The sequence below is a fragment of the Roseateles sp. T103 genome, from assembly GCF_057219915.1.
The window spans coordinates 121,922-142,968 of the sequence record NZ_JBXVVS010000003.1; the positions used below are offsets into that span (position 1 = coordinate 121,922).

Consider the following 21,047-nt stretch of genomic DNA (forward strand, 5'->3'; position numbering starts at 1 on the left):
ACCACGCCTCATGCAAGCCCTCCGACATCTCCCGTCCCGGCGTCGAACCCTGCTGCTGAAGTCGCTGAGCTGCGCCGTGCTGGCCAGCGGCTTGATGGCGCTGCCCTTGCCGGGCTTGGCGCAGACGCGGCCCAGCGTGCCCGCGGTGCAGGAGCTGGTCGTCAAGGAGCAGGCGGCGTTCGTGGAGACGCTCAAGAGCCTGGTGGAGATCGAGTCCGGCAGCTCGGACCGCGAGGGCCTGGAGCGCATCGCGGCCTTCGTCGCCGAGCGCCTGCGCGCCGCCGGGGGCCAGGTCGAGATCATCGAACCGCCCGTGGCCGACACCTACAAGATGTTCGACACGCCCGAGCGCATCGGCCCCATGGTCAAGGCAGCCTTCAAGGGCAAGGGCAGCCGGAAGATCCTGCTGATCGCCCATATGGACACGGTCTATCCGCGCGGCATGCTGGCACAGCAGCCTTTCCGCATCGAGGGCAGCAGGGCTTTCGGCCTGGGCATCGCGGACGACAAGCAGGGCGTGGCGATGGTGCTGCATGCGGTCAAGCTGCTCGCGCAGCTGGGTCTGAGCCAGGACTGGGGCCAGCTGACGGTGCTGATCAACTCGGACGAGGAGATCAGCTCGCCGGGTTCGCGCGCCACGCTGACGCGCGAGGGTGCGGCGCACGATGTGGTGCTGTCCTACGAGGGGGGTGGCGCGCCCGACGGGCAGGACACGCTGCGCCTGGCCACCAGCGGCATCGCGGCGGCGAATCTGCTCGTCAAGGGCCGCGCCTCCCATGCTGGCGCTGCGCCCGAGCGAGGCGTGAACGCGCTCTATGAACTGGCGCACCAGCTGCTCAATGCGCGCGACCTGTCCGATCGTTCGGTGGGTCGCCAGGTGCACTGGACGCTGGCGCGCGCCGGCATCGTGCGCAACATGATCCCGCCCGCCGCCGAAGCCTCGGCGGACATCCGCGTCGATCGCGTGAGCGATTTCGACGGCATCGAGGCCACGCTGCGCGAGCGCATCAAGAACAAGCTGCTGCCCGAATCCGAGATCAGCCTGAACTTCGAGCGCCGCCGTCCGCCGCTGCAGGCCAGCGAAGCCAGCCGGCGCCTGGCGGCCCATGCCGTCGAGCTGGCCAGGGAGCAGGGCACGCCGCTGCTGGTGCGCGACGTGCCGACCGGCGGCGGCACCGACGCTGCATTCGCCGCGCTGGCCACGCAGGCAGCGGTGATCGAGGGCATGGGCCTGCGCGGCTTCGGCGCGCACACGACCAATGCCGAGTTCGTGCAGCTCGACTCCTTCGTTCCCAAGATGAGCCTGACGCTGCGTCTGATCGCCGACATCGCGCAGGGCCGCGCGATGCGCTGAGGCAGGTCGCCTTGCGCGTCACATGGGCTGGCCTCCGCGCCGCTATGCTGGCGCATCGCCCGCTGCCAGCGCAGCGCCCCGATTGAGCCGGGCCTTTGACCGCATGTCATGACGACACGTCGCCGCTTCCTTGCTGCCAGCCTGCTGCTGGCCGGGCTGCCATCGGCCCGGTCCGCGGGCCCCGGCGCCGCGCCGCCGGCGCCGCTGCAGGTGGTGGGCAGCGCCGATCCGCCGTTCCGCAGCTTCGGCCCCGAAGGTGCGGGCGGCATGTATTTCGAGCTGATGAACGAGGCCGCACGGCGGCTGGGCTGGACCGTGGTCTACCGCGAAGTGCCGTCGGCCCGGGCGCTGCGCATGATGGAGGCCGGCGAGGCCGATCTGATGCTGGGTCCGCTTCGCAATGCCGAACGCGAGCGCTACCTCAGTTACAGCCGCACCGTGCTGCCCGCCGAGGACAAGGCTTTCTACACGCGTCCCGGCGCGCCGCCGATCCGCAGCCTGGACGATCTGGTCGGGCGGCGCATCGCGGTGCACCGCGGCAAGCGCTATGGCGGAGGCTTCGACGAGGACCCGCGCCTGCAGCGCACCGAGGTCAACGAGTACCGCATCGCGCTGGAGATGGTGGCGCGCCAGCGGCTCGATGTGGCGGTGCTGCCCGAACGCCAGGGCGATCTGCTGCTGCGCATGCTGGGCCTGGCGCTGCTGAAGCAGCCGCTGACGCTGCCCGGTGAGCCGCCCCATGTGGTGTTCTCGCGGCGTTCGCCCTGGCTGGAGCGGCAGGCGATGCTGGACCGCACCTTCCAGGCCATGCACGAGGACGGCAGCTGGCGGCGCATCGTGCAGCGCTACTGAGCCAAGGCTGGCGTCGGACCGATAATCGTCGCGTCCCCTTCCTCACCCGAACCGAGAGAGCGAGTCCCCCATGTTCGAGCATGTCGAAGCCTATCCTGGCGACCCCATCCTGAGCCTCAACGAGGCCTTCCAGAAGGATCCGCGCGCCGGCAAGATCAATCTCTCCATCGGCATCTATTTCGACAACGACGGTCGCATCCCGATGCTGGATTCGGTGCGCCAGGCCGAGCTGCAGGTGGTGGCCGAGGCCGGTGCGCGGCCCTATCTGCCGATGGAAGGTGCGGCCAACTTCCGCAAGGCCGTCGCCGAGCTGCTGTTCGGCGCGGACGCTGCCGTGTTGAAGGAAGGGCGTGTCGCCACCATCCAGGGCGTGGGCTCCAGCGGCGGCCTCAAGGTCGGCGCCGACTTCATCAAGCGCTACTTCCCGAACACGGCAGTCTTCGTCAGCGACCCGACCTGGGACAACCACCGCGCCGTCTTCGAAGGCGCGGGCCTGGAGGTCAAGACCTACCCCTACTACGACGCCAAGACCGGCGGCCTGCGCTTTGCCGAGATGCTGGCGGCGCTGGACGCGCTGCCGGCGCGCAGCGTGGTGCTGCTGCACGCCTGCTGCCACAACCCCACCGGCGTGGATCTGACGCCGCTGCAGTGGGACGAGCTGATCCCGGTGCTGAAGGCGCGCGAGCTGCTGCCCTTCCTGGACCTGGCCTATCAGGGCTATGGCGACGGTCTGGCCGAGGACGCCTTCGCGATCCGCGCGCTGGCCGACGCGGGCGTGCCCTTCATGGTGGCCAACAGCTTCTCGAAGAACATGGGCCTCTATGGCGAGCGCTGCGGCGCGCTGTCGGTGGTTTGCGCCGACGCCAACGAGGCTGCCAATGTGCTGGGCCAGCTGAAGTTCACCATCCGTCGCAACTATTCCAACCCGCCGGCGCACGGCGGCCAGATCGTCGCCCGTGTGCTCAGCGATCCCCAGCTGCGCACCTTGTGGGAAGGCGAGGTCGAGGAGATGCGCGAGCGCATCCTGGCGATGCGCAACGCGCTGCACGACACGCTGTCGGCGATGCTGCCCGGCCGCGACTTCCGCTACTTCCTCACCCAGCGCGGCATGTTCAGCTACACCGGCCTGAGTGCCGCGCAGGTCGACCGGCTCAAGGATGAGTTCGGCGTCTATCTGGTGCGCTCGGGTCGCATCTGCGTGGCCGGTCTGAACACCGGCAATGTCGAAGCCACGGCGCGCGCGATCGCGGCAGTGCTGGCCTGAAGCCGCGGCTGCGGCGCATGCCGCCGCGCGCGGCCGGCCGTTGCGGGATGACCGGGCCGAAGGGGGGCGACGCAAGGCTGAGGCGCGGCCCGCTGCGGAGGGGCGCTATGCTGTGTCGCATCGTGGCTTCTCGCACGGTGCTCGCGTGCCTGTTCGCATGAGTTCAGCGCCAGACCGATTCATCGCCCGGCTGCAGCGCGGCCTGCTCGGGCTCTGCGCGCTGCTGCTGTCCGCTGTGGCCCAGGCCGCGCCCCAGCGCGAGCTGCACTTCGTCACCGAGCCATTTCCTCCGTTCACCTATGCCGAGCAGGGCAAGGCCGCGGGCCCGATGGTGGCGGTCCTGCAGGCGGTGTGTGCCGAGCTCGGGCGCAGCTGCCGCATCGAGGTCATGCCCTGGCGCCGCGCGCTCGATCTGGCTCAGCGGGGCGAGGCCGACGGGATCTTCACCGTCGTCGACCTGCCGGAGCGGCGCGTGCATTTCCACGTCAGCCGGCCGGTGCTGAACGCCCGCTACACGCTGTTTGCCCGTTCGGGGGAGGAGTCCTTCCGGCTGGGCGCCGATCGGCGCGGCCTGCAGGGCCGCATCCTGGCGGCCTACGGGCCGTCGGCGACCTCGGTGGCCCTGGACGAGCTGGTCTACGGCCTGCCCGATGTGCGCACCGAGCTGGAGACGGACAATGTCACCGTGCTGCGCAAGCTGGCCGCCGGTCGCTACGGGCCCGACGGGCTGGGTCTGATGAACGAGGCCGTGGCCCTGCACCTGATGCGCAGCGAGAACCTGGCCGGCCTGCAGGCCGTCGCTGCGGTGAAACAGTTCGCCTATTCGTTTGGCCTGAGCCGCAAGCGCATCGACGCCGCACAGGCCCGCGCCTTCGACCAGGCTCTGTACAAGCTCTGCCGCAGCGGCCGTACCGCCGAGCTGGTCAAGCCCTTCGAGCTGCCGGCCTCACCCTGCCAGCGGCCCTGACATCCGGCCCCGGAGCGCGCGACGGCCTCAGTCGCGATAGCTGGGGTCCACGCGATCGAGCTTGCGCAGCAACGCCGGCCAGGCGAAGGCGCCGCCCATGCCGCCGGTCTGCACCTTCATCGCCTGTGCGGTGCCGGCCACGATGGCCGGGTTCACCTCGATCAGCTCGGCCCCGCCAGCCTGCGCCGCCACCTGGATCGCACAGGCCGTCTCGAACACATACATAGCCAGGAAGGCGTCGGCGATCGTGCGGCCCACGGTCAGCAGGCCGTGGTTGCGCAGGCACAGGTAGTTCTTGTCGCCGAGGTCGGCCTGCAGGCTGGGCTTCTCCTCGGGCCGGAAGGCCACGCCCTGGTAGTCGTGATAGGCCAGCGAGGCGAGCACGAAGGTGCTCTGCTGCGAGATCGGCAGCACGCCGCCGCGCTGCGCCGCCACCGCGACGCCGGCGCGGGTGTGGGTGTGCAGCACGCAGCCGGCGTCCTCGCGTACCTCGTGGATGGCGGAGTGGATCACGAAGCCGGCCGGGTTCACCGGGTAGGGGCTGTCGTGCAGCTTGTTGCACTGCTGGTCCACGCGGATCAGGCTGGACGCGGTGATCTCGTCGAACATCAGCCCGTAGGGGTTGATCAGGAACTGATGCTCGGGGCCGGGGATGCGTGCGCTGATGTGCGTGAAGATCAGGTCGCTCCAGCCATACAGCGCCACCAGGCGGTAGGCGGCGGCCAGGTCCACGCGCAGCTGCCATTCCGCGGGCGAGACCTGGTCCTTCATTGACGGGGCGGGCTGCTGGCTCATCGCGGGTCTCCTCGGCCGGGTGGGATCGGATGGCCGCGACTGTAGGTGCGCGCCGCTGCGCTGGCTGTTGCCTCGGCGACAGCCTAGGTGCCCGCTGCGGCCAGCCGGCCGCACAGATAGGTCCAGACGAACTGCGCGGCGGCATAGCTGCTCAGTTCGGCATGGTCGTAGGGCGGCGAGACCTCCACGCAGTCCATGCCGACGAAGTTCAGCGCCGGCGTCAGCTCCTCCAGGATGCTGAGCACCTGGTTCGTGCTCATGCCGCCGGGCTCGGGCGTGCCGGTGCCGGGCGCGAAGGCGGGGTCCAGACAGTCGATGTCCAGGCTCAGGTACAGCGGCGGGTGGCCGTGTGCGGCCATGCGCGCGCGAATCGCGTCCAGCACCGGCGCCAGCTGCGTGGCGCTTTCCATGCCGCGCAGGCTGCGGGCGTCGAAGATCAGTCCGCCCTGCTCGCGCACATAGTCGCGCGCGGCGCGCTCGCCGGCCGAGCGTATGCCCAGCTGCACAAAGCATTCCTTGACGACCAGGCCTTCCTGGATCGCTTCATAGACCCAGGTGCCGTGGCCGCTTTGCTCGCCGAAGTGGTCCACCCAGGTGTCGCAATGCGCGTCGAAGTGGATCACCGCCAGCGGCTGGCCGAAGTGCGCCTTGTAGGCGCGCAGCAGCGGCAGCGTGATCGAGTGGTCGCCGCCCAGCCAGGCCATGTGCTGGCGGGCGATCAGCGGGCCGATCAGCGGCGCCATCGCGGCGCGCATGTCCGCGAGGCTGGTGTTGGGCAGCGGCAGGTCGCCGTGATCGGACAGCTGCCCCTCGGGCGTGCAGTCGAACAGCGGATGCGTACCGTCGCACAGCATGTGGCTGGCTTCGCGGATCGCGCGCGGGCCGAAGCGCGCGCCGGGCCGGTTGGTGACGCAGCCGTCCCAGGCGATGCCTGCCACACCGAAGGGCCGCGCATCAGCCGGATCGGCGGCCGGCACCTTCATGAAGCTGCTGTTGCTGAGGAAGGCAAAGCCGTGGTTGGACATGAGCGGGCTCTCCGGGCTGCGGCGCTTTACCAGCGCGAGGTATAGGGCCGCACCGGCGGCAGTGACGCGGCGTTCTTGCTCATCACCATGCCGCCGGGCGTGGTGGCCACATCCAGCAGCGCGGCGGTTTCCAGGTCTGGCTGGCCGGCGTAGTCGGCCTGGCGGTATTTCATCTGGAAGGTGCTGATCGTTTCCTGCGTCAGCGTGTCCAGCTCGCCGTGGCGCGGCACGTTGTAGCCCAGCTGGGACAGCCGGGCCTGGAACCAGGCGATGTCCGGCAGCGCCGCGCCGGCCTCCAGCGCGGCACGACGCTGCGCCACCAGTTCCGCATCCGGCCAGGCGATCAGGCCGGCGTCATGGAACTGGCGCCAGGGGAACATCGGGCCGGGGTCCTGCTTGCGTCCCGGCGCCACATCGGCATGGCCGACGATGCGCTCGGGCTTGATCTGGTGGCGCGCGACGATGTCGCGCGAGAGCTTGATCACCGCATCGATCTGCGCCTGCGAGTAGGGTGCGTAGACACGTCCTTGTGGCGTGTCGGTATAGCCGGGGTTGACGATCTCTATGCCTATCGAGGCCGCGTTCAGCGAGGTGTGACCGCCCCAGAAGCTGGCGCCGGCATGCCAGGCGCGGCGGTTCTCGTCGACCAGGCGGTAGATCTCCACCGGGTTGTCGCGCACCAGGTAGTGGGCGCTGACCTGGCCGCCGGTGGTCAGCGCGCGCAGCGAGGCCGGGAAGTCGCTGACCGTGTAGTGCAGCACCAGGAACTGCACGCGGCTGTCCTCGTTCTCGGACTTGTAGCGGGTGTCGATGCGCAGCGCCTCGGGGCCGGTGGCGCAGGCGCCGAGCAGCAGGGCGAAGGACAGGGCGAGCGGGAGACGGAGCTTCATCGTCGGCGTCGGGATGGGTCGGGTTTGGGCTGCAACTCTACGCGAGCGGCAGCCGCCAGGCGGTCCGCGGGCCTTCGTTGCCGGCGCGGTCCAGCACGGCCACGGCGATGGCCTCGAGGCCGGCGCGCTCGGTCTGCAGCTCGTCGGGCAGGGCGCCGGCGAAGTCCCAGCGCCCGCTGCGGCGCAGCCACACCGCATGGCGTGTGCCGGCCGTTCGCTCGCGCAGCCGCAGCCGCAAGACCTGACCCTCGATCGCGACGTCCGGCTGCGGCGCGGCCGGCGGCGCTGCGGCCAGCCAGGGCGTGGCCGGCACCAGGGCCGGCTCGGCATAGCTGCGCGCCTTCAGCAGATCGGCGATGCCGCGGCGGTTCTGCGCCAGCGCGACCATGCTGAAGTGCAGATGGCCGCTGCCGGGTGCCAGCTCGCGCAGCGCGGCGATCTGGCCCTCGATCTCGTCAGCGGGCCAGCTGTCGCTCTTGTCCGTGATGCGGCTGGTGAACAGCCCCGGCCAGATGTGGCGGCCCTTGGGGTTCAGCCCGCGCCAGGCCTGCAGCAGCGGCACGAAGGCCTGCGCCGCCTGCGCGCGCGGCCAGTAGAGCTGCGGTGCCAGATAGTCCAGCCAGCCCTCGGCCAGCCAGCGCTCGACGTCGGCATAGAGCTTGTCGTACTGGCTGAAGCCCTGGATGCCCGGTGGGCGCAGACCCGGCTTGGGCAGGCCGAAGGGGCTGATGCCCAGGCGCAGCCAGGGCTTGCGCGACTGGACGCGTACCTTTGCAACTAGCGCATAGAGGCGCTGCACCAGCTCGTCGACATTGCGGCGCCGCCAGTCGGCGCGCGCCAGCGTGCCGCCGCCCTGCAGGTAGCGCTGCCAGCTGGGCTCGTCGGGGAAGTCCAGCTCGCCGCCCTTGCCGTCCGCTTGCGGGTAGGGATAGAAGTAGTCGTCGAGGTGCAGGCCGTCGAGGTCGTAGCGCTCGATCAGCTCGGCCGCCACGGCCAGCGTGTGCGCGGCGGCGTCGGGCTCGCCGGGATCCATCCACAGCAGCTCGCCATAGCGCTTCACCCATTGCGGCCGCGCCTGGCTGACATGGCTGGCGGCCGGTGCCGAGCGTGCGCTGCCGCCGTGGCGGGCGCGGAAGGGGTTGATCCAGGCATGCAGCTCCAGGCCGCGCGCATGCGCCTCGCGTATCCACAGCGCCAGCGGGTCGTAGCCGGGATGCTGGCCCTGCACGCCGGTCAGGTACTCGCTCCACGGCTCCAGCGCGGATTCGTACAGCGCGTCGGCGCAGGGCCGTACCTGCAGCACGATGGCGTTGAGCTTCAGCGCCTGGGCGTGGTCGAGCAGGGCGCGCAGTTCGGCCTGCTGCTGCTCGGCACTGAGGCCCGGCTTGCTGGGCCAGTCGATATTGGCCACTGTCGCCACCCAGGCGGCACGGAACTCGCGCGGCGCTGCGGGCAGGTCGTCCAGCAGCTCGGGCGCCGGCAGCAGATTCGGTGCCTGCGCTTCGGGGGCCAGATTGCTGCAGGCGGCCAGTGCGGCGGCGGCACTGCCGGCGGCAAGGAGTTCGCGGCGGCGCAGACCCGGGCTGCTCATGCTTGCGCCGCCTCGTCGGCGTCCTTCTTCATGCCGAAGTCTGCCGGCACCTTGATCAGCGCCGCCACGGCGAAGGAGGGAATGGTGGCCAGCAGCACCCAGACGAAGAAGTTCAGATAGCCCAGCTGCTCTTGCAGCCAGCCGCTCCACATGCCGGGCAGCATCATGCCCAGGGCCATGAAGCCGGTGCACAGCGCGTAGTGCGCGGTCTTGTGCGGACCATCGGCGACCAGGATCATGTACATCAGATAGGCGGTGAAGCCCAGGCCGTAGCCGAACTGCTCCACCGCCAGCGCGGCGCTGACCAGCCAGAGCTGGGTCGGCTGTGCCAGCGCCAGCCCGACATAGGCGATATTGGGCAGGTTCATCGCCATCACCAGCGGCCACAGCGCACGCTTCAGGCCCACGCGCGAGATGATCCAGCCGCCCAGCAGGCCGCCCACGGTCAGCGCGGTCAGGCCGACGGTGCCATAGGCGATGCCCACGTCCTTGTTGCTCAGGCCCAGGCCGCCGAGTTCGGGCTTGTCGAGCAGAAAGGGCACGGCCAGCTTCAGCAGCTGCGATTCGGCGAAGCGGTAGAGCAGCAGAAAGCCCAGGATCACCCAGATGCCGGGCTTGCGGAAGAAGGCGACGAACACCGCGACGAACTCGCGGCCCAGGTGCTGGCGCAATTCGGCCGGGGCCGGCTTGTCGGCTGCCGGCTGCGGCAGGCGCAGCAGGTGGTACAGCGCCAGCACGCCGAACAGCACCGCCAATGCGCCGAACACCCCGCTCCAGGCGCTGACCATGCTGCCGGTGCGTTCGTGCAGCTCGCCGGCCAGGTAGACCAGGCCACCCTGGCCGCCGATATTGGCCAGGCGATAGAAGGTCGAGCGCACGCCGACGAAGGCAGCTTGCTGATGCTGGGGCAGGGCCAGCATGTAGAAGCCGTCGGCGGCGATGTCGTGCGAGGCCGAGGCAAAGGCCATCAGCCAGAACAGCGCCAGCGTGAGCTGGAAGAACTTGGGCGCGGGAACGGACAGCGCCACCAGCGCCAGCGCCGCACCGACGCCGAACTGCATCGCCGCCACCCAGCCGCGCTTGCGGCCGAGCAGCTCGACCAGCGGCGACCACAGCGGCTTGATCACCCAGGGCAGGTAGAGCCAGCTGGTGTAGAGCGCGATCTCGGTGTTGGACACCTCCAGGTTCTTGTACATCACCACCGACAGCGTCATCACCACCACATAGGGCAGGCCCTGGGCGAAATAGAGGCTGGGAATCCAGGACCAGGGATTGCGGGCGCGGGCGACGGTCATGTGAGTTGGGCTGGCGTGGCAACAAGGCCCGGGCGGTCGGCGGCGGGCGAGCGCATTCTCGCCTGCGTTCGCGCGGGCTCAGCCGGCGCCGAGCTTGAGCTCCACCGCAAAGCCGTGCTCGACCGCGGGCAACACCAGCATCCCGCCGTGTGCCCGCGCCACCAGCTCGGCCAGCAGCAGGCCCAAACCGCTGGGGCCGCCGTCGCTGCCGTCATCGCCGGAACGTCCTTCGCGCTGTGCCTGCATCGCGCGCAGCAGGGCTTCGCGGCGCGCGACATCGATGCCGCTGCCGTCGTCGTGCAGGCGCAGCGTCTGCGGCGCCGGCAGGCTGACGCGCACATGACGGGCGCCGTGGCGCTGCGCGTTGTCGAGCAGATTGAGCAGTGCGGCCGAGAGCAGATCGGCATCGGCCTGCAGCACTGCAGCGGGCGCGACCTCGACCTGCAGACCCTCGACCGGCAGCCGCGCGAACAGCGCTGCGAGTTCCACCGGCTGGGGCCGCGCCTGCTCGCCGCTGCGGAACAGCGTCAGCAGCGCGACGACGACGCGCTGCAGCCGTGCCGCGGCATCGCGCACGCGCTGCAGGCGCGGCTGCAGGGACGGCGGCGCCTCGCGCAGGGCGACGGCCAGCTGCACATCGATGCCGGCCAGCGGCGTACGCAGCGCATGCGCGGCATGGGCCGAGAAGGCGCGCTCGCTGCTCAGGCGCAAGGCCAGGCGCTGCGCCAGCGCGTCGATGGCCTCGTGCACCGGTTGCAGCTCGGTGCGCTCGGCCGGGCCCAGGCTGGCGCCTGGCGAGACCGGATCATGCGCGGCCAGGCGCCGGCTCAGGCGCTGCAGCGGCGCCAGCTCATGGTCGAGCTGGGCGCGCAACCAGAGGTGACCGAGCAGCGCCACCGCCAGCGCGGCAAGCACGGTGTGCAGCGTCAGCTCGCCCACCGCTTCGAAGCGCTCCTCGCGGCTCTGCGCCACGTAGAGCATGCGGCCCTGCGCGCCCACCGGCGCGGAATGCACGCGCCAGCCCGGCAGATCGGCAAAGCCATGCTCGCTGTCGATCTGCCAGGGCGTCTCGGGTGCGCCCGGCGAGCGCAGCAGCACGCGCGCGTCGGCGCCGACCAGCTGCCAGGCGAAACGCCGCGGGATGGGCTGGCCGTCGACGGCGAGCAGCGCGGGCGTCTCGACCAGCGTCGGCACCGCCTGGTCGGCCAGCGGGTCGAGCAGGCGTACCAGCACCTCGGCAGCGGCCTCGAGGCTGTCGTCGAGCAGCTCGTTGGTCTCCTCGCGCGCAGCCAGCCAGACGGCCAGCGAGATCGCGACGCTGAAGAACAGCGCCCAGGCGAGCAGGGCCTGCGTCAGGCGGCGTCGGATCGAGGGCAGTGGCGCGGTCATGGGCAGGCACGGGCGGTGGAGCCGCAACCTTAGCGCATGGCCGCGCCCGCGCCGCCGCGCCCCGCGGCACGATGGGCTTAAGCCGGCCTTCAGCTGCGGGGCGCACAGTGGCGCCGATGCGAAGCCTCTTCATCCGTCGTGACGATGCGGGCGCCGGCGAGGCGCGGCTGTTCACGATCCACGCCACCGTCGAGCAGCTGCTCTTCGTCGCCAGCCTGTTCTGGCTGCTCGCCGCCAACCGGCTGTTCTTCGCGTCGGCGCTGCGCGAGCGCACGCTGGCCGAGCCGGCCACCTGGGGCTTTGCCGCCGCGCTGGCGGTGCTGGTGCTGGCGATCCACTTCCTGCTGCTCGGCATGGTGGCCAACCGCTGGAGCGTCAAGCCGCTGCTGGCGGTGCTCATCGTCGTCACCGCGCTGGCCAGCTTCTACATGCAGTCCTTCGGCGTCTATCTGGACCCGACCATGGTGCGCAATGTGCTCAAGAGCGATGTGGCCGAGGCGCGCGAGCTGATCTCCTGGCCGCTGGTGCTGCACCTGCTGCTCTACGCCGGCCTGCCGCTGCTGCTGCTGAGCCGGGTGCGCATCAGGAACCGGCCTTTCGCCAAGGCGCTGCTGTGGCGCGTGGCCGCGCTGGCGCTGGCGGCGGTGGCGGCCGTGGGCGCGCTGCTGTCGGTGTTCCAGCCCTTTGCCTCGCTGATGCGCAACCACAAGGAAGTGCGCTACCTGATCACGCCGTCCAACTACCTGTGGTCGGCGGCGGCGGTGGGCATGGCCGAGGCCAGGGGCGCCGCGGCGCCGCGCCAGCCGCTGGGCCTGGATGCCCAGCCGGGCCCGAGCTGGGCGCAGCAGGGCAAGCCGCGGCTGCTGGTGCTGGTGGTCGGCGAGACCGCCCGTGCGGCCAACTGGGGACTGAGCGGCTATGCGCGCCAGACCACGCCCGAGCTGGCGGCGCGCAGCGACGTGATCAACTTCGCCAAGGTGACGAGCTGCGGCACCAATACCGAGACCTCGCTGCCCTGCATGTTCGCGCCGATCGGACGCCGCGACTACGACGAGGCCCGCATCCGCGGCAGCGAGTCGCTGCTGCACCTGCTGGCGCGCGCCGGCGTGGACGTGCATTGGCGCGACAACCAGAGCGGCTGCAAGGGTGTCTGCGAAGGCCTGCCCCAGGATCTGGTCGTCGAGCTGAATCCGCCCGGCCTGTGCAAGGACGGTCGTTGCCTCGACGAAGGCCTGCTGTTCGACCTGGACCAGCGTCTGACCCAGACCAAGGGTGTGCAGCTGCTGGTGCTGCACCAGCTGGGCAACCATGGGCCTTCGTACTTCCGCCGCTATCCGGAGGCGTTCGCGCGCTTCCAGCCGGCCTGCCAGAGCGACGACCTGCGCAAGTGCAGCCGCGAGGAGATCGTCAACGCCTACGACAACGCGCTGCTCTATACCGACCATGTGCTCGCCCGCCTGATCGCCAAGCTGCAGGCCGGCGCCGACAAGGTCGACAGTGCGGTGGTCTATGTCTCCGACCATGGCGAGTCGCTGGGCGAGTCGAATCTCTTCCTGCACGGCATGCCGTATGCCATCGCGCCGGCCGTGCAGACCCAGGTGCCGATGCTGATGTGGTTCTCCGGCGGCTGGCGCGAGAGCAGCGGCCTGGACGAGGCCTGCCTGCGCCAGCGCGCCGCCGAGCCGGCCGCGCACGATCACCTGTTCCACAGCCTGATGGGCCTGCTGGATGTGCGCAGCGCCGTCTACGCGCCGGATTACGACCTGAGCCGTACATGCCGCAAGAGCCGCTGAGCACCTCGACCGCTGCTGGCAGCGGCTTCTGGCGCCGCGACCTGGCCTGGACCCTTGGGGCCCTGCTGCTGCTGCTGGCCTGGGAGGCCAGCGGGCTGGACCTGAGCAGCGTCCGGGTCTGGGGCGATGGCCACGGTTTCGCCTGGCGCGAGGCCTGGCTGACCAGCCGGCTGCTGCATGAAGGCGGGCGCGGCCTAGCCTGGGCCGCTTTCGCGGCGATGCTGCTCGGCATCTGGCGCCCGCTGCTGGCCGGCCCGAGCCGCGCCGAGCGGATCACCGCCGTCGCAGCAACCTTGGCCGCGCTGCTGGTCGTGCCCAGCTTCAAACGCCTGTCGCACACCAGCTGTCCCTGGGACCTGAGCGAGTTCGGCGGCGTGGCGCAGTACGTGCCGCACTGGCAGCTCAGCCTGTTCGACGGCGGGCCGGGCCACTGTTTTCCGTCCGGTCATGCGGCGGCGGCCTTCGCCTTCTTCAGCCTGTATTTCCTCTGGCGCCGCCACCAGCCCGCGCTGGCGCGGGCAATGCTGCTGGGCGTGCTCGCCTTCGGCACCTTGTTCGCCTGGGCACAGCTGGCGCGCGGCGCCCACTATCCGAGCCACAGCCTCTGGTCGGCTTGGCTGTGCTGGGTGGCGGTGATGCTGGTCTTTCAGGCCGCGCCGCGCCTCGGGCGTCCGCGTCGGGCGGCCGCACCAGCCCTGCGCGACCAGGCCTGAGGCTTGCCGACGCTCCCACCCCCTGCCTGGACGGTCGGGAGCCCTTGCGGCATTTGCCGAATTGCGCATTAATGCCGGAAATGGGTTGACGCAGCACGCCGGGCAACAATGTCTTACAGACCGCGTAGCGGGGTCTTTTCTAAGCTGTCGTCCATGCGTGAATGAACCTGTCCAGCGGGGAAATTCAGCGGACCGGCGGCAAGCTCCAGGCGCCCAGAGGGAGCGGTGTTCCTGCCATCGACGTTTTTAGCAGTAGTAGGAGTTGGGAATGGCACTGACCGCAATCGCCCTGGCCGCCAGTCTGGCCGCCAGTGGCTGCAATCCGGATCTGGGGCAACTGCCGGCCTTTGAGGGCAGCGTGGCCGAGGCTGCGCTTCGCTTCGGCGATCTGCCGGCCGAGGCCAAACAGCGCCTGCGCGAGCGCATGGACAAATTCCGCTTCGACGAGGTGGTCGAGATCTCGCGCGAGGGCATCGAAGGCCAGCACAGCTACCGGCCTGAGCTCGGCGGTCTGCAGTACGGCAAGCAGTATTGCGAGACGCTGAGCCGCAGCGATTGGCGTCGCGATGCCAAAGTCACCGCGCTCAGCTATTGCGAAGGCACGCAATGCCTGCTGGTGACCGTCGAAGGTCGCCATGTGCTGCGCGCCGAGCGCATCCTCTCCGATGCCGACATCGAGGAACTGCTCAGGCTGCAACCGTCGGCGGCGGGCGCCGAGCCGCAGTTCGCCCCGGGCCGTCTGCTCGTCGGTGCCAAGGCGGGACTCAAGGACACCGAGGTCGATGCGCAAGCGCGCGGCCTGGGCGCGGCCAAGGCGCGGCGCATCGGCAAGGGCAATCTGTTCATCGTCGATCTGCCTGGCGCCGGCAACGAGCGTGCGATGCTCGCGGTGCTCGGTCGCAATCCGCATTTCCGCTTCGTCGAGCTGGACTACAAGGTGCCGGCCTCGTTCGCCGCGAATGATCCCTACGTGGGCAGCCAGTGGCACCTCGGCAAGATCAATGCGTCGACGGCCTGGGACACTGCCCAGGGCTCGGGCGTGACGGTGGCCATCCTCGACTCGGGCGTCAACGGCGCGCATCCCGACCTGGCCTCGCGCATCGTGCCGGGTTGGAACGTCATCGACGGCAACAGCGACACTTCGGACGTCAATGGCCATGGCACGATGGTCGCGGGCACGGCAGTCGCGAGCTTGAACAACGGCGCCGGCGTGGCCGGCACGGCCGGCGCAGCCAGGCTGATGCCAGTGCGCATCGCCGACGCGAATGCCTATGCCTACTGGAGCAATGTGGCGACGGGCCTGTACTGGGCAGCCGACAACGGCGCGAAGGTGGCCAACATCAGCTACAGCGGCGCCGCGACCAGTTCCTCAGTGCAGGCGGCGGCGGACTATATGCGCGCCAAAGGCGGCATGGTCTTCATCAGCGCCGGCAACGCCGGCACGGAGGTCACCAGCACGACCAGCGCCTCGATCACGGTGGTGTCGGCTACCAACAGCGGCGACACCCGCACCTCGTGGTCGAACTGGGGCAGCCTGGTCAAGCTGGCAGCGCCGGGCGAGGGCATCTGGACCACCGAGCGCGGCGGCAGCTACAACGCCCCATCGGGGACCTCGTTCGCGGCACCGATGGCGGCTGGCGTGGCGGCGCTGGTGATGTCGGCGCGGCCGGATCTCGGCGTGGCCCAGGTGGAGAATGCCCTCTTCTCCAGTGCCAAGGACCTCGGTGACCTGGGGCGCGACAAGTACTACGGCTTCGGTCGCATCGATGCAGCTGCTGCGGTGCAGCTCGCCAAGGCCACGGTGGCTGTCGACACACAGGCGCCCAGCATGGCCATCACCAGCCCGGCCAGCGGCGCGGGCGTCAATGGCCTGGTCTCCGTCACCGTGAACTCTAGCGACAACGTCGGCGTGGTGAAGGCCGACCTGCTGGTCAACGGCACTGTCGTCGCCACCGATACCACGGCCCCGTTTGCATTCAGCTGGGATAGCGCCAGCCTGGCGAACGGTAACGCCACCCTGACGGTCAGGGGCACCGATGCGGCGGGCAATGTGGGCACCTCATCGGCTGTGACGGTGAGCATCGCCAATGCGGTTGCCGCCGACACCGTGCCGCCGGTGGTCAGCCTGAAGAATCCCGCGAACGGCGCTGTCGTCTCCGGCACGGTGAGCATCACCGTCTCTGCCACGGACAACGCGGGTGCGGCCGGACTGAAGCAGAGCCTCTACATCAACGGCTCGTTGGTGGCCAGCGGCACAGGCGGCAGCCTCAGCTACAGCTGGAACACGCGCAAGGCTGCCAGCGGCGCGCATACGATCAAGGCGGTGTCGACAGACGCCGCCGGCAACAGCAGTTCGGCGACGGCCAGCGTTTCCAAGAAGTAATGATGATGGTGGCCCGGGCTGCCTCGGCCCGGGTGTGAGTGGCTGCCTGGCGAGGGGCTGGCCGGCCCTAGGCAGAAGTGAAAGAGCCGTACCGGGCAACCGGTACGGCTCTTTGTTTTCCTTGCGCTGTCGACCAGCAGGCTGCGGCGTTTGCTCTCGCCCGCTTGGCTCTCGCTGGATCAGCTCACGCGACGACGGCGCGCGGCCACGACACCCAGCAGGCCGAGGCCGACCAGCGCCAGCGCATGCGGCTCGGGCACGTTGTTGCCGCAGGACGGGTCGCCAGGCACGCAGTCGCCTCCACCGCCGCCGTCTTCGCCTGCACGGCCGAACAGGCTGAGGTGCGACAGACCCGGTGTGTTTCCACCGTTATTGGTCCAGGTAATCTGGTAGCTGCCAGAACCCGAATTGTCAGCGCTGGTGAACTTGATGTTGTCGAAGAAGTACAGCGCCCAGCCGGACTCCGACTGGGCGGCCTTCAGCAGCACGACGAAGTCCATATACAGCGGACTCACGCTACCGGTGTAAGTGAGATTCCAAGTGCCGGACGATGCGGCGCTGGCTGTCAACTTCCAGACGTCCCCGGTCTGATCGTTGTTGTCGGACTTCTGTAGCAGGCTGAACAGCTGATCCGGATTCGGATCGGTTGCCCACTTGGTGCCGTTGACGGCAGCGAGCTCGTTGGCGTCACCGTTCAACTTGGCGGTACCAAGGCCATAGCAGTCATTCGAGTTGGCGGACCGGAACTTGACGTTGGACAGGGCCTGTCCGTCCAGTGTCTGACCGGGTGTCGCATCAACCTGACTGCAGTATTCCGGCCCGGCCACAGCCGCCGCTGCAGCCAGGGAAAGGGTGCTGGACAACAGAACTCGGGCCAACTTCTTCATGCTTACTACTCCACTCGCCCGATGGGCCGCGACGCATTTCTGTCGCAGCTGTCCAGGATGCCCTGGCTCAGGGCAGACTCGGCGAATCAGCCTGCCGATCGCTCTGAAGCAGCATTTATGCCAGATTTGGCAAGTCCTTATCCCGCAATATCAATCACCACATTTGTTGAAGTCTGGGCTTGAAGATGTCAATTTCGCCGACGCTCGCTGAAATAGCAGACAGGGCTGGGACGCGCGGCTCAATCAGCTCGCGCGGCGCCGGTGCGGCCCGGGCTCGTGCCATCATCCGGCGGCACCGGCGCCCGCTGGATCAGGAGGCCGCGAGATGAGTACCCACCCGACCCCATTCAATCGGCTCGCGCTGCACGAGCTGCCTGCACAGGCCTTGCTGGACGGCTACCGCCACCATGACTTCTCGCCGCTGGAGGTGGCCAAGAGCCTGCTCGAGCATGTGCTGCGCTGCGAGCCGCAGCTGCATGCGCTCTATGCCTTCGAGCCCGAGGCGGTGCTCGCCCAGGCCCGGGCCAGCGAGGCGCGCTGGCTCAAGGGCGAGCCCTTGAGCGTGGCTGGGCTGACGCTGGATGGCGTGCCGGCCACGCTGAAGGACAACATCGCCTCGCGCGGCACGCCGGTGCCGCTCGGTACGGCAGCCACCGAGCTGCTGCCCGCCGCCGAAGATGCGCCACCCGCCGCGCGCCTGCGCGAGCTCGGCGCGCTGTTGCTGGCCAAGACCACGATGCCGGACTACGGCATGCTCAGCTCGGGGCTGTCGAGCTTTCACCCGCTGACGTGCAATCCCTGGGACCTGGGTAAGAACCCCGGCGGTTCCAGCGCCGGCGCCGGCGCGGCGGCGGCGGCCGGCTACGGGCCGCTGCATGTCGGTACCGACATTGGCGGCTCGATCCGTCTGCCCGCCAGCTGGTGCGGTGTGTTCGGCTTCAAGCCCAGCCTGGGGCGCATCCCGATCAAGCCGCCGTTCGCCGGACGCGTCGCCGGGCCGATGACGCGCAGCGTGGCCGATGCCGCGCTGCTGATGGCGGCGCTCGCGCGCCCGGACTGGCGCGACACGATGAGCCTGCCGCACCAGGAGCTGCCCTGGCGGGAAGGGCTCGATGCGCTCGAGCCTCAGGCCCTGTTGCGCGGCAGGCGCATCGGCCTGCTGATGGACGCGGGCTGGGGCCTGGCCGTCGAGCCCGAAATCGCCGCGGCGGTGCAGGGGGCAGCGCGTCTGTTCGAGCAGGCCGGCGCCGTGGTCGAGCCGATGAAGCCGTTTTCCACCCGGGCGATGATCGACGGCATGGACTGCTTCTGGCGCCTGCGCTCCTGGCTGGACATCTCGGCGCTGCCGCCCGAGCGGCAGCAGAAGGTGCTGCCCTATATCCGCGCCTGGGCGGCGGGCGCGGCGGGTGTCGATGCGGCGGCGCTGTACCAGGGCTACAGCCAGATGGCGGCGCTGCGCGAGGCGGCGGTGGCGGCCTGCCAGCCTTATGACTTCGTGCTCTCGCCGGTCAGCCCGGTGGGCACCTTCGCGGCCGATTGGGCCGGACCGACCAACGACCCGGCCGCGCCGCTGGAGCACATCGCCTTCACGCTGCCCTACAACATGAGCGAGCAGCCGGCGGCCTCGGTGAACTGCGGCTACGACGCGCAGGGCTTGCCCATCGGCCTGCAGATCGCCGGGCGGCGTTTCGACGACATCGGCGTGCTGCGCGCTAGTCGCGCCTTCGAGCTGCTGCGCGGTACGCAGCGGCCCTGGCCGCAGCCTGGTCAGGGCTGAGACCGCGGCGCGATGTTGCTCAGCTGCGCGTGACCGCTGCTGTACTGGACAACTTCGCGGTGGCGGTGTCGCCCGTCAATGCCTGGTACTCGGCATGCGGCGGCGAGCAGCGGAAGCGGTCGAAGTCCACGTCCTTGGCGATGTAGCTCTTCCAGTCGGCATTGAGCTGCAGGGCCTTGCGCAGCGGCTCGAAGACCTCTTCGTCGCTGAAGCTGCGATGCGTGGCGACGGCGCGCAGGCAGGCCAGGTTGTACCAGGCCTCGTCGCGCTTGGGGTCGGCCTTGATCACCTCGTCGAGCAGCGCGATGGCTTCCTTCAGACCGTCCTCGCCGGTGTAGCTCAGCGACAGCGCCAGATTGGCGCGCGTGGTCTGGTCGCTGGGGTCGGCGGCCAGCAGCTCGCGGAACTTGCGCGCCGCCATCGCGTACTTGCCGCTGCCGTGCAGGCGCAGCGCCTCCTGCTCGGCGGCCAGACGGTCCAGCCTTTGCTGCGGGAACTTGTCCAGCATCGCATTCAGGATGCGCGCGCCTGCATAGCCGGCAGCAATGCCGAAGCCGACCAGCCGCACCGCCTCGGGCGCGGTCGCGTTGGCCTGGCTGGCGGTGAGCACATTGAAGAAGTTGTAGGCCACGATGGCGGCGCAGCCGCCGATCAGCGCATCGCCGACCCAGCCCAGCGCCAGCGTGCGCCGCGAGATCGGCAGCGTGATGACGTTCTCCGTGCGCGCGTTCTCGACGATGGCGCGGACGATGCCGCCCAGGCCACCGGCGAACATCAGCGCGAAGAGGATGTGCCAGGCGCTCTTCAGCGTGGCGACGGTGCTGTCGGTGTCCATGCGCGTCTCCCTGGGCGACCCTTGCGGGCCTTGTTTGTCGGCGAGTGTGCTGCGCCGGCGGCCGTCCGGCAAGCCCTGCTTGCCCGCGGTGGCCAGCGCCCGTGCCCCCTCTGCTCGGGTCATTGCCGGGGCGGCGCCGCGGCTGGCGGTGGTAGATTGGCTGCACCCGGCCGGATACCCAGGACACCAAGACCATGCCGTTCGAACTGCCCGAGATGCTCAGCCACTACCTGCTGCCGCTGCTGATCGCAGTGCCGCTGGCCATCGTGGTGTTCATCATCAGCCGGCGCGACAACGGCGCGGATGGCGAGCCGCCGCTGGTGCGGCATTCCAGCTTCGGGCCCGAGGCGGTGCAGCCGCCGGCGCCGGCCCGGGTGCCTGCTGGCCCGCCGGCCTTGCTGCTGGTGGACGACTCGGCGGTGGCGCGTGCGCGCCTGGGCAAGCTCTTCGCCGCTGCGGGCTATCAGGTGACGCTGGCGCAGGACGGTGTGGAGGCGCTGGAGCGGCTCGGCCAGCAGCGCTTCGACGTGCTGATCACCGACCTGGAGATGCCCAACAAGGACGGCTTCGAGCTGATCGCCGCGGTGCAGGGCAATCTGGAGACCGAAGACCTGCCCATCATCGCGATCACCGGGCATGACGAGCTGCACGCCCGCGTGCACGAGATCCAGGGGCTCTACGGGCTGTTCAAGAAGCCCTGGAACGACCGCGAGCTGCTCAAGCGCGTGGAGGCGCTGGTGACCCTGCACCAGGCCACCGCCAAGGCCTGATCGCGGGGCGCGACCGCGCTCAGCGCGGCAGCAGCCAGAGTGCCGCTGCGGCCATGCCCAGGGCCAGCAGCAGCGCCAGCGTCAGCAGACGTTGCCGAGAGCGCAGCGCCTGTACCGTCTCCACCAGCCGTGCCTGCTGCTCGGCCATCGATTCCAGCAGCGCAGCACTCTCGGCCTGCGCCTGGCTGAGTTGAGCCAGCTCGGCTTCCAGCTGCTGCACCCGTGTCAGTGCTTCGGGCAGGGTCTGCGGCGGCGCCTGCGTGCTGGTGGCGCCGACCTCGGCGGCCTCGTCGCGGCTGCGCTTGAGCAGGCGGCGCGCGCCCTTGACCAGCGCCGGCGTGGCCTCGATCACATCCACCCAGGGGATCAGTTTCAGCGCGCTCATCCAGGACATGGCTCAGCGGTCTCCAGCTTCGTCTTGCGAGGAGCCCATTGTGCGCTGTGTGCTGGTGCGGGGCAGGGCAGAT

18 protein-coding genes are annotated in these 21,047 nt (G+C 69.7%); 9 read left to right on the plus strand and 9 right to left on the minus strand.

Annotated elements, in window-relative coordinates:
- Positions 1-10: 10 nt before the first annotated feature.
- The 4 genes from AC2EBS_RS10810 to AC2EBS_RS10825 all read left to right on the plus strand — a co-directional run bounded on the left by AC2EBS_RS10810 (position 11) and on the right by AC2EBS_RS10825 (position 4,437).
- The gene (locus tag AC2EBS_RS10810; RefSeq protein WP_484728426.1) at positions 11-1,354 is read left to right on the plus strand and encodes a glutamate carboxypeptidase; all 1,344 of its coding nucleotides are present in this window, start codon (positions 11-13) and stop codon (positions 1,352-1,354) included.
- Positions 1,355-1,462: 108 nt separating this feature from the next.
- Complete coding sequence (locus AC2EBS_RS10815; protein ID WP_484728427.1) at positions 1,463-2,206, plus strand: substrate-binding periplasmic protein; 744 nt, start codon at positions 1,463-1,465, stop codon at positions 2,204-2,206.
- Between the two features lie 70 nt (positions 2,207-2,276).
- A complete protein-coding gene (locus AC2EBS_RS10820) occupies positions 2,277-3,470 on the plus strand; it encodes an amino acid aminotransferase (protein ID WP_484728428.1) in 1,194 nt (397 codons plus the stop codon).
- A gap of 157 nt (positions 3,471-3,627) precedes the next feature.
- The gene (locus AC2EBS_RS10825; RefSeq protein WP_484728429.1) at positions 3,628-4,437 is read left to right on the plus strand and encodes a substrate-binding periplasmic protein; all 810 of its coding nucleotides are present in this window, start codon (positions 3,628-3,630) and stop codon (positions 4,435-4,437) included.
- Positions 4,438-4,464: 27 nt separating this feature from the next.
- On the opposite strand, the gene AC2EBS_RS10830 is transcribed toward AC2EBS_RS10825, so the two are convergent.
- The 6 genes from AC2EBS_RS10830 to AC2EBS_RS10855 all read right to left on the minus strand — a co-directional run bounded on the left by AC2EBS_RS10830 (position 4,465) and on the right by AC2EBS_RS10855 (position 11,422).
- Complete coding sequence (locus AC2EBS_RS10830) at positions 4,465-5,232, minus strand: class II aldolase/adducin family protein (protein WP_484728430.1); 768 nt, start codon at positions 5,230-5,232, stop codon at positions 4,465-4,467.
- 83 nt (positions 5,233-5,315) lie between these two features.
- A complete protein-coding gene (speB, locus tag AC2EBS_RS10835) occupies positions 5,316-6,257 on the minus strand; it encodes an agmatinase (RefSeq protein WP_484728431.1) in 942 nt (313 codons plus the stop codon).
- A 26-nt stretch (positions 6,258-6,283) separates the two neighbouring features.
- On the minus strand, positions 6,284-7,147 hold the full coding sequence (locus AC2EBS_RS10840; RefSeq protein ID WP_484728432.1) for an N-acetylmuramoyl-L-alanine amidase: 864 nt from the start codon (positions 7,145-7,147) through the stop codon (positions 6,284-6,286).
- Positions 7,148-7,184: 37 nt separating this feature from the next.
- Positions 7,185-8,738: a glycoside hydrolase family 10-like protein gene (locus AC2EBS_RS10845; protein ID WP_484728433.1), complete on the minus strand. Its 1,554-nt coding sequence runs from the start codon at positions 8,736-8,738 to the stop codon at positions 7,185-7,187.
- Positions 8,735-10,033 carry an AmpG family muropeptide MFS transporter gene (locus AC2EBS_RS10850; protein ID WP_484728434.1) on the minus strand — a complete coding sequence of 433 codons (1,299 nt, stop codon included), beginning with the start codon at positions 10,031-10,033 and terminating at the stop codon, positions 8,735-8,737. The genes AC2EBS_RS10845 and AC2EBS_RS10850 overlap by 4 nt, the downstream gene beginning before the upstream one ends.
- A 78-nt stretch (positions 10,034-10,111) precedes the next feature.
- Entirely contained in the window at positions 10,112-11,422 is a 1,311-nt protein-coding gene (locus AC2EBS_RS10855) for a sensor histidine kinase (protein ID WP_484728435.1), read from the minus strand.
- Positions 11,423-11,538: 116 nt separating this feature from the next.
- Between AC2EBS_RS10855 and AC2EBS_RS10860 the strand changes: the two genes are divergently transcribed.
- The 3 genes from AC2EBS_RS10860 (at position 11,539) to AC2EBS_RS10870 (ending at position 16,311) form a co-directional block, all read left to right on the plus strand.
- Complete coding sequence (locus AC2EBS_RS10860; RefSeq protein ID WP_484728436.1) at positions 11,539-13,215, plus strand: phosphoethanolamine transferase; 1,677 nt, start codon at positions 11,539-11,541, stop codon at positions 13,213-13,215.
- The gene (locus AC2EBS_RS10865) at positions 13,197-13,928 is read left to right on the plus strand and encodes a phosphatase PAP2 family protein (RefSeq protein ID WP_484728437.1); all 732 of its coding nucleotides are present in this window, start codon (positions 13,197-13,199) and stop codon (positions 13,926-13,928) included. Before AC2EBS_RS10860 ends, AC2EBS_RS10865 begins: the two co-directional genes overlap by 19 nt.
- Before the next feature lie 268 nt (positions 13,929-14,196).
- Positions 14,197-16,311, plus strand: coding sequence for a S8 family serine peptidase (locus AC2EBS_RS10870; protein ID WP_484728438.1), 2,115 nt, complete (start codon positions 14,197-14,199; stop codon positions 16,309-16,311).
- 179 nt (positions 16,312-16,490) lie between these two features.
- Here the strand turns inward: AC2EBS_RS10870 and AC2EBS_RS10875 are convergent, their stop codons facing one another.
- Entirely contained in the window at positions 16,491-17,198 is a 708-nt protein-coding gene (locus tag AC2EBS_RS10875; RefSeq protein ID WP_484728439.1) for a PEP-CTERM sorting domain-containing protein, read from the minus strand.
- A gap of 325 nt (positions 17,199-17,523) precedes the next feature.
- On the opposite strand from AC2EBS_RS10875, the gene AC2EBS_RS10880 reads away from it, so the two are divergent.
- Positions 17,524-18,975, plus strand: coding sequence for an amidase (locus AC2EBS_RS10880; RefSeq protein ID WP_484728440.1), 1,452 nt, complete (start codon positions 17,524-17,526; stop codon positions 18,973-18,975).
- A 19-nt stretch (positions 18,976-18,994) separates the two neighbouring features.
- Here AC2EBS_RS10880 and AC2EBS_RS10885 read toward each other — a convergent pair whose 3' ends face one another.
- On the minus strand, positions 18,995-19,810 hold the full coding sequence (locus AC2EBS_RS10885; protein ID WP_484728441.1) for a TPR end-of-group domain-containing protein: 816 nt from the start codon (positions 19,808-19,810) through the stop codon (positions 18,995-18,997).
- A 194-nt stretch (positions 19,811-20,004) separates the two neighbouring features.
- Between AC2EBS_RS10885 and AC2EBS_RS10890 the strand changes: the two genes are divergently transcribed.
- Positions 20,005-20,580: a response regulator gene (locus tag AC2EBS_RS10890; protein ID WP_484728442.1), complete on the plus strand. Its 576-nt coding sequence runs from the start codon at positions 20,005-20,007 to the stop codon at positions 20,578-20,580.
- 19 nt (positions 20,581-20,599) lie between these two features.
- Here AC2EBS_RS10890 and AC2EBS_RS10895 read toward each other — a convergent pair whose 3' ends face one another.
- Entirely contained in the window at positions 20,600-20,974 is a 375-nt protein-coding gene (locus AC2EBS_RS10895) for a hypothetical protein (RefSeq protein WP_484728443.1), read from the minus strand.
- Between the last annotated feature and the right edge of the window lie 73 nt (positions 20,975-21,047).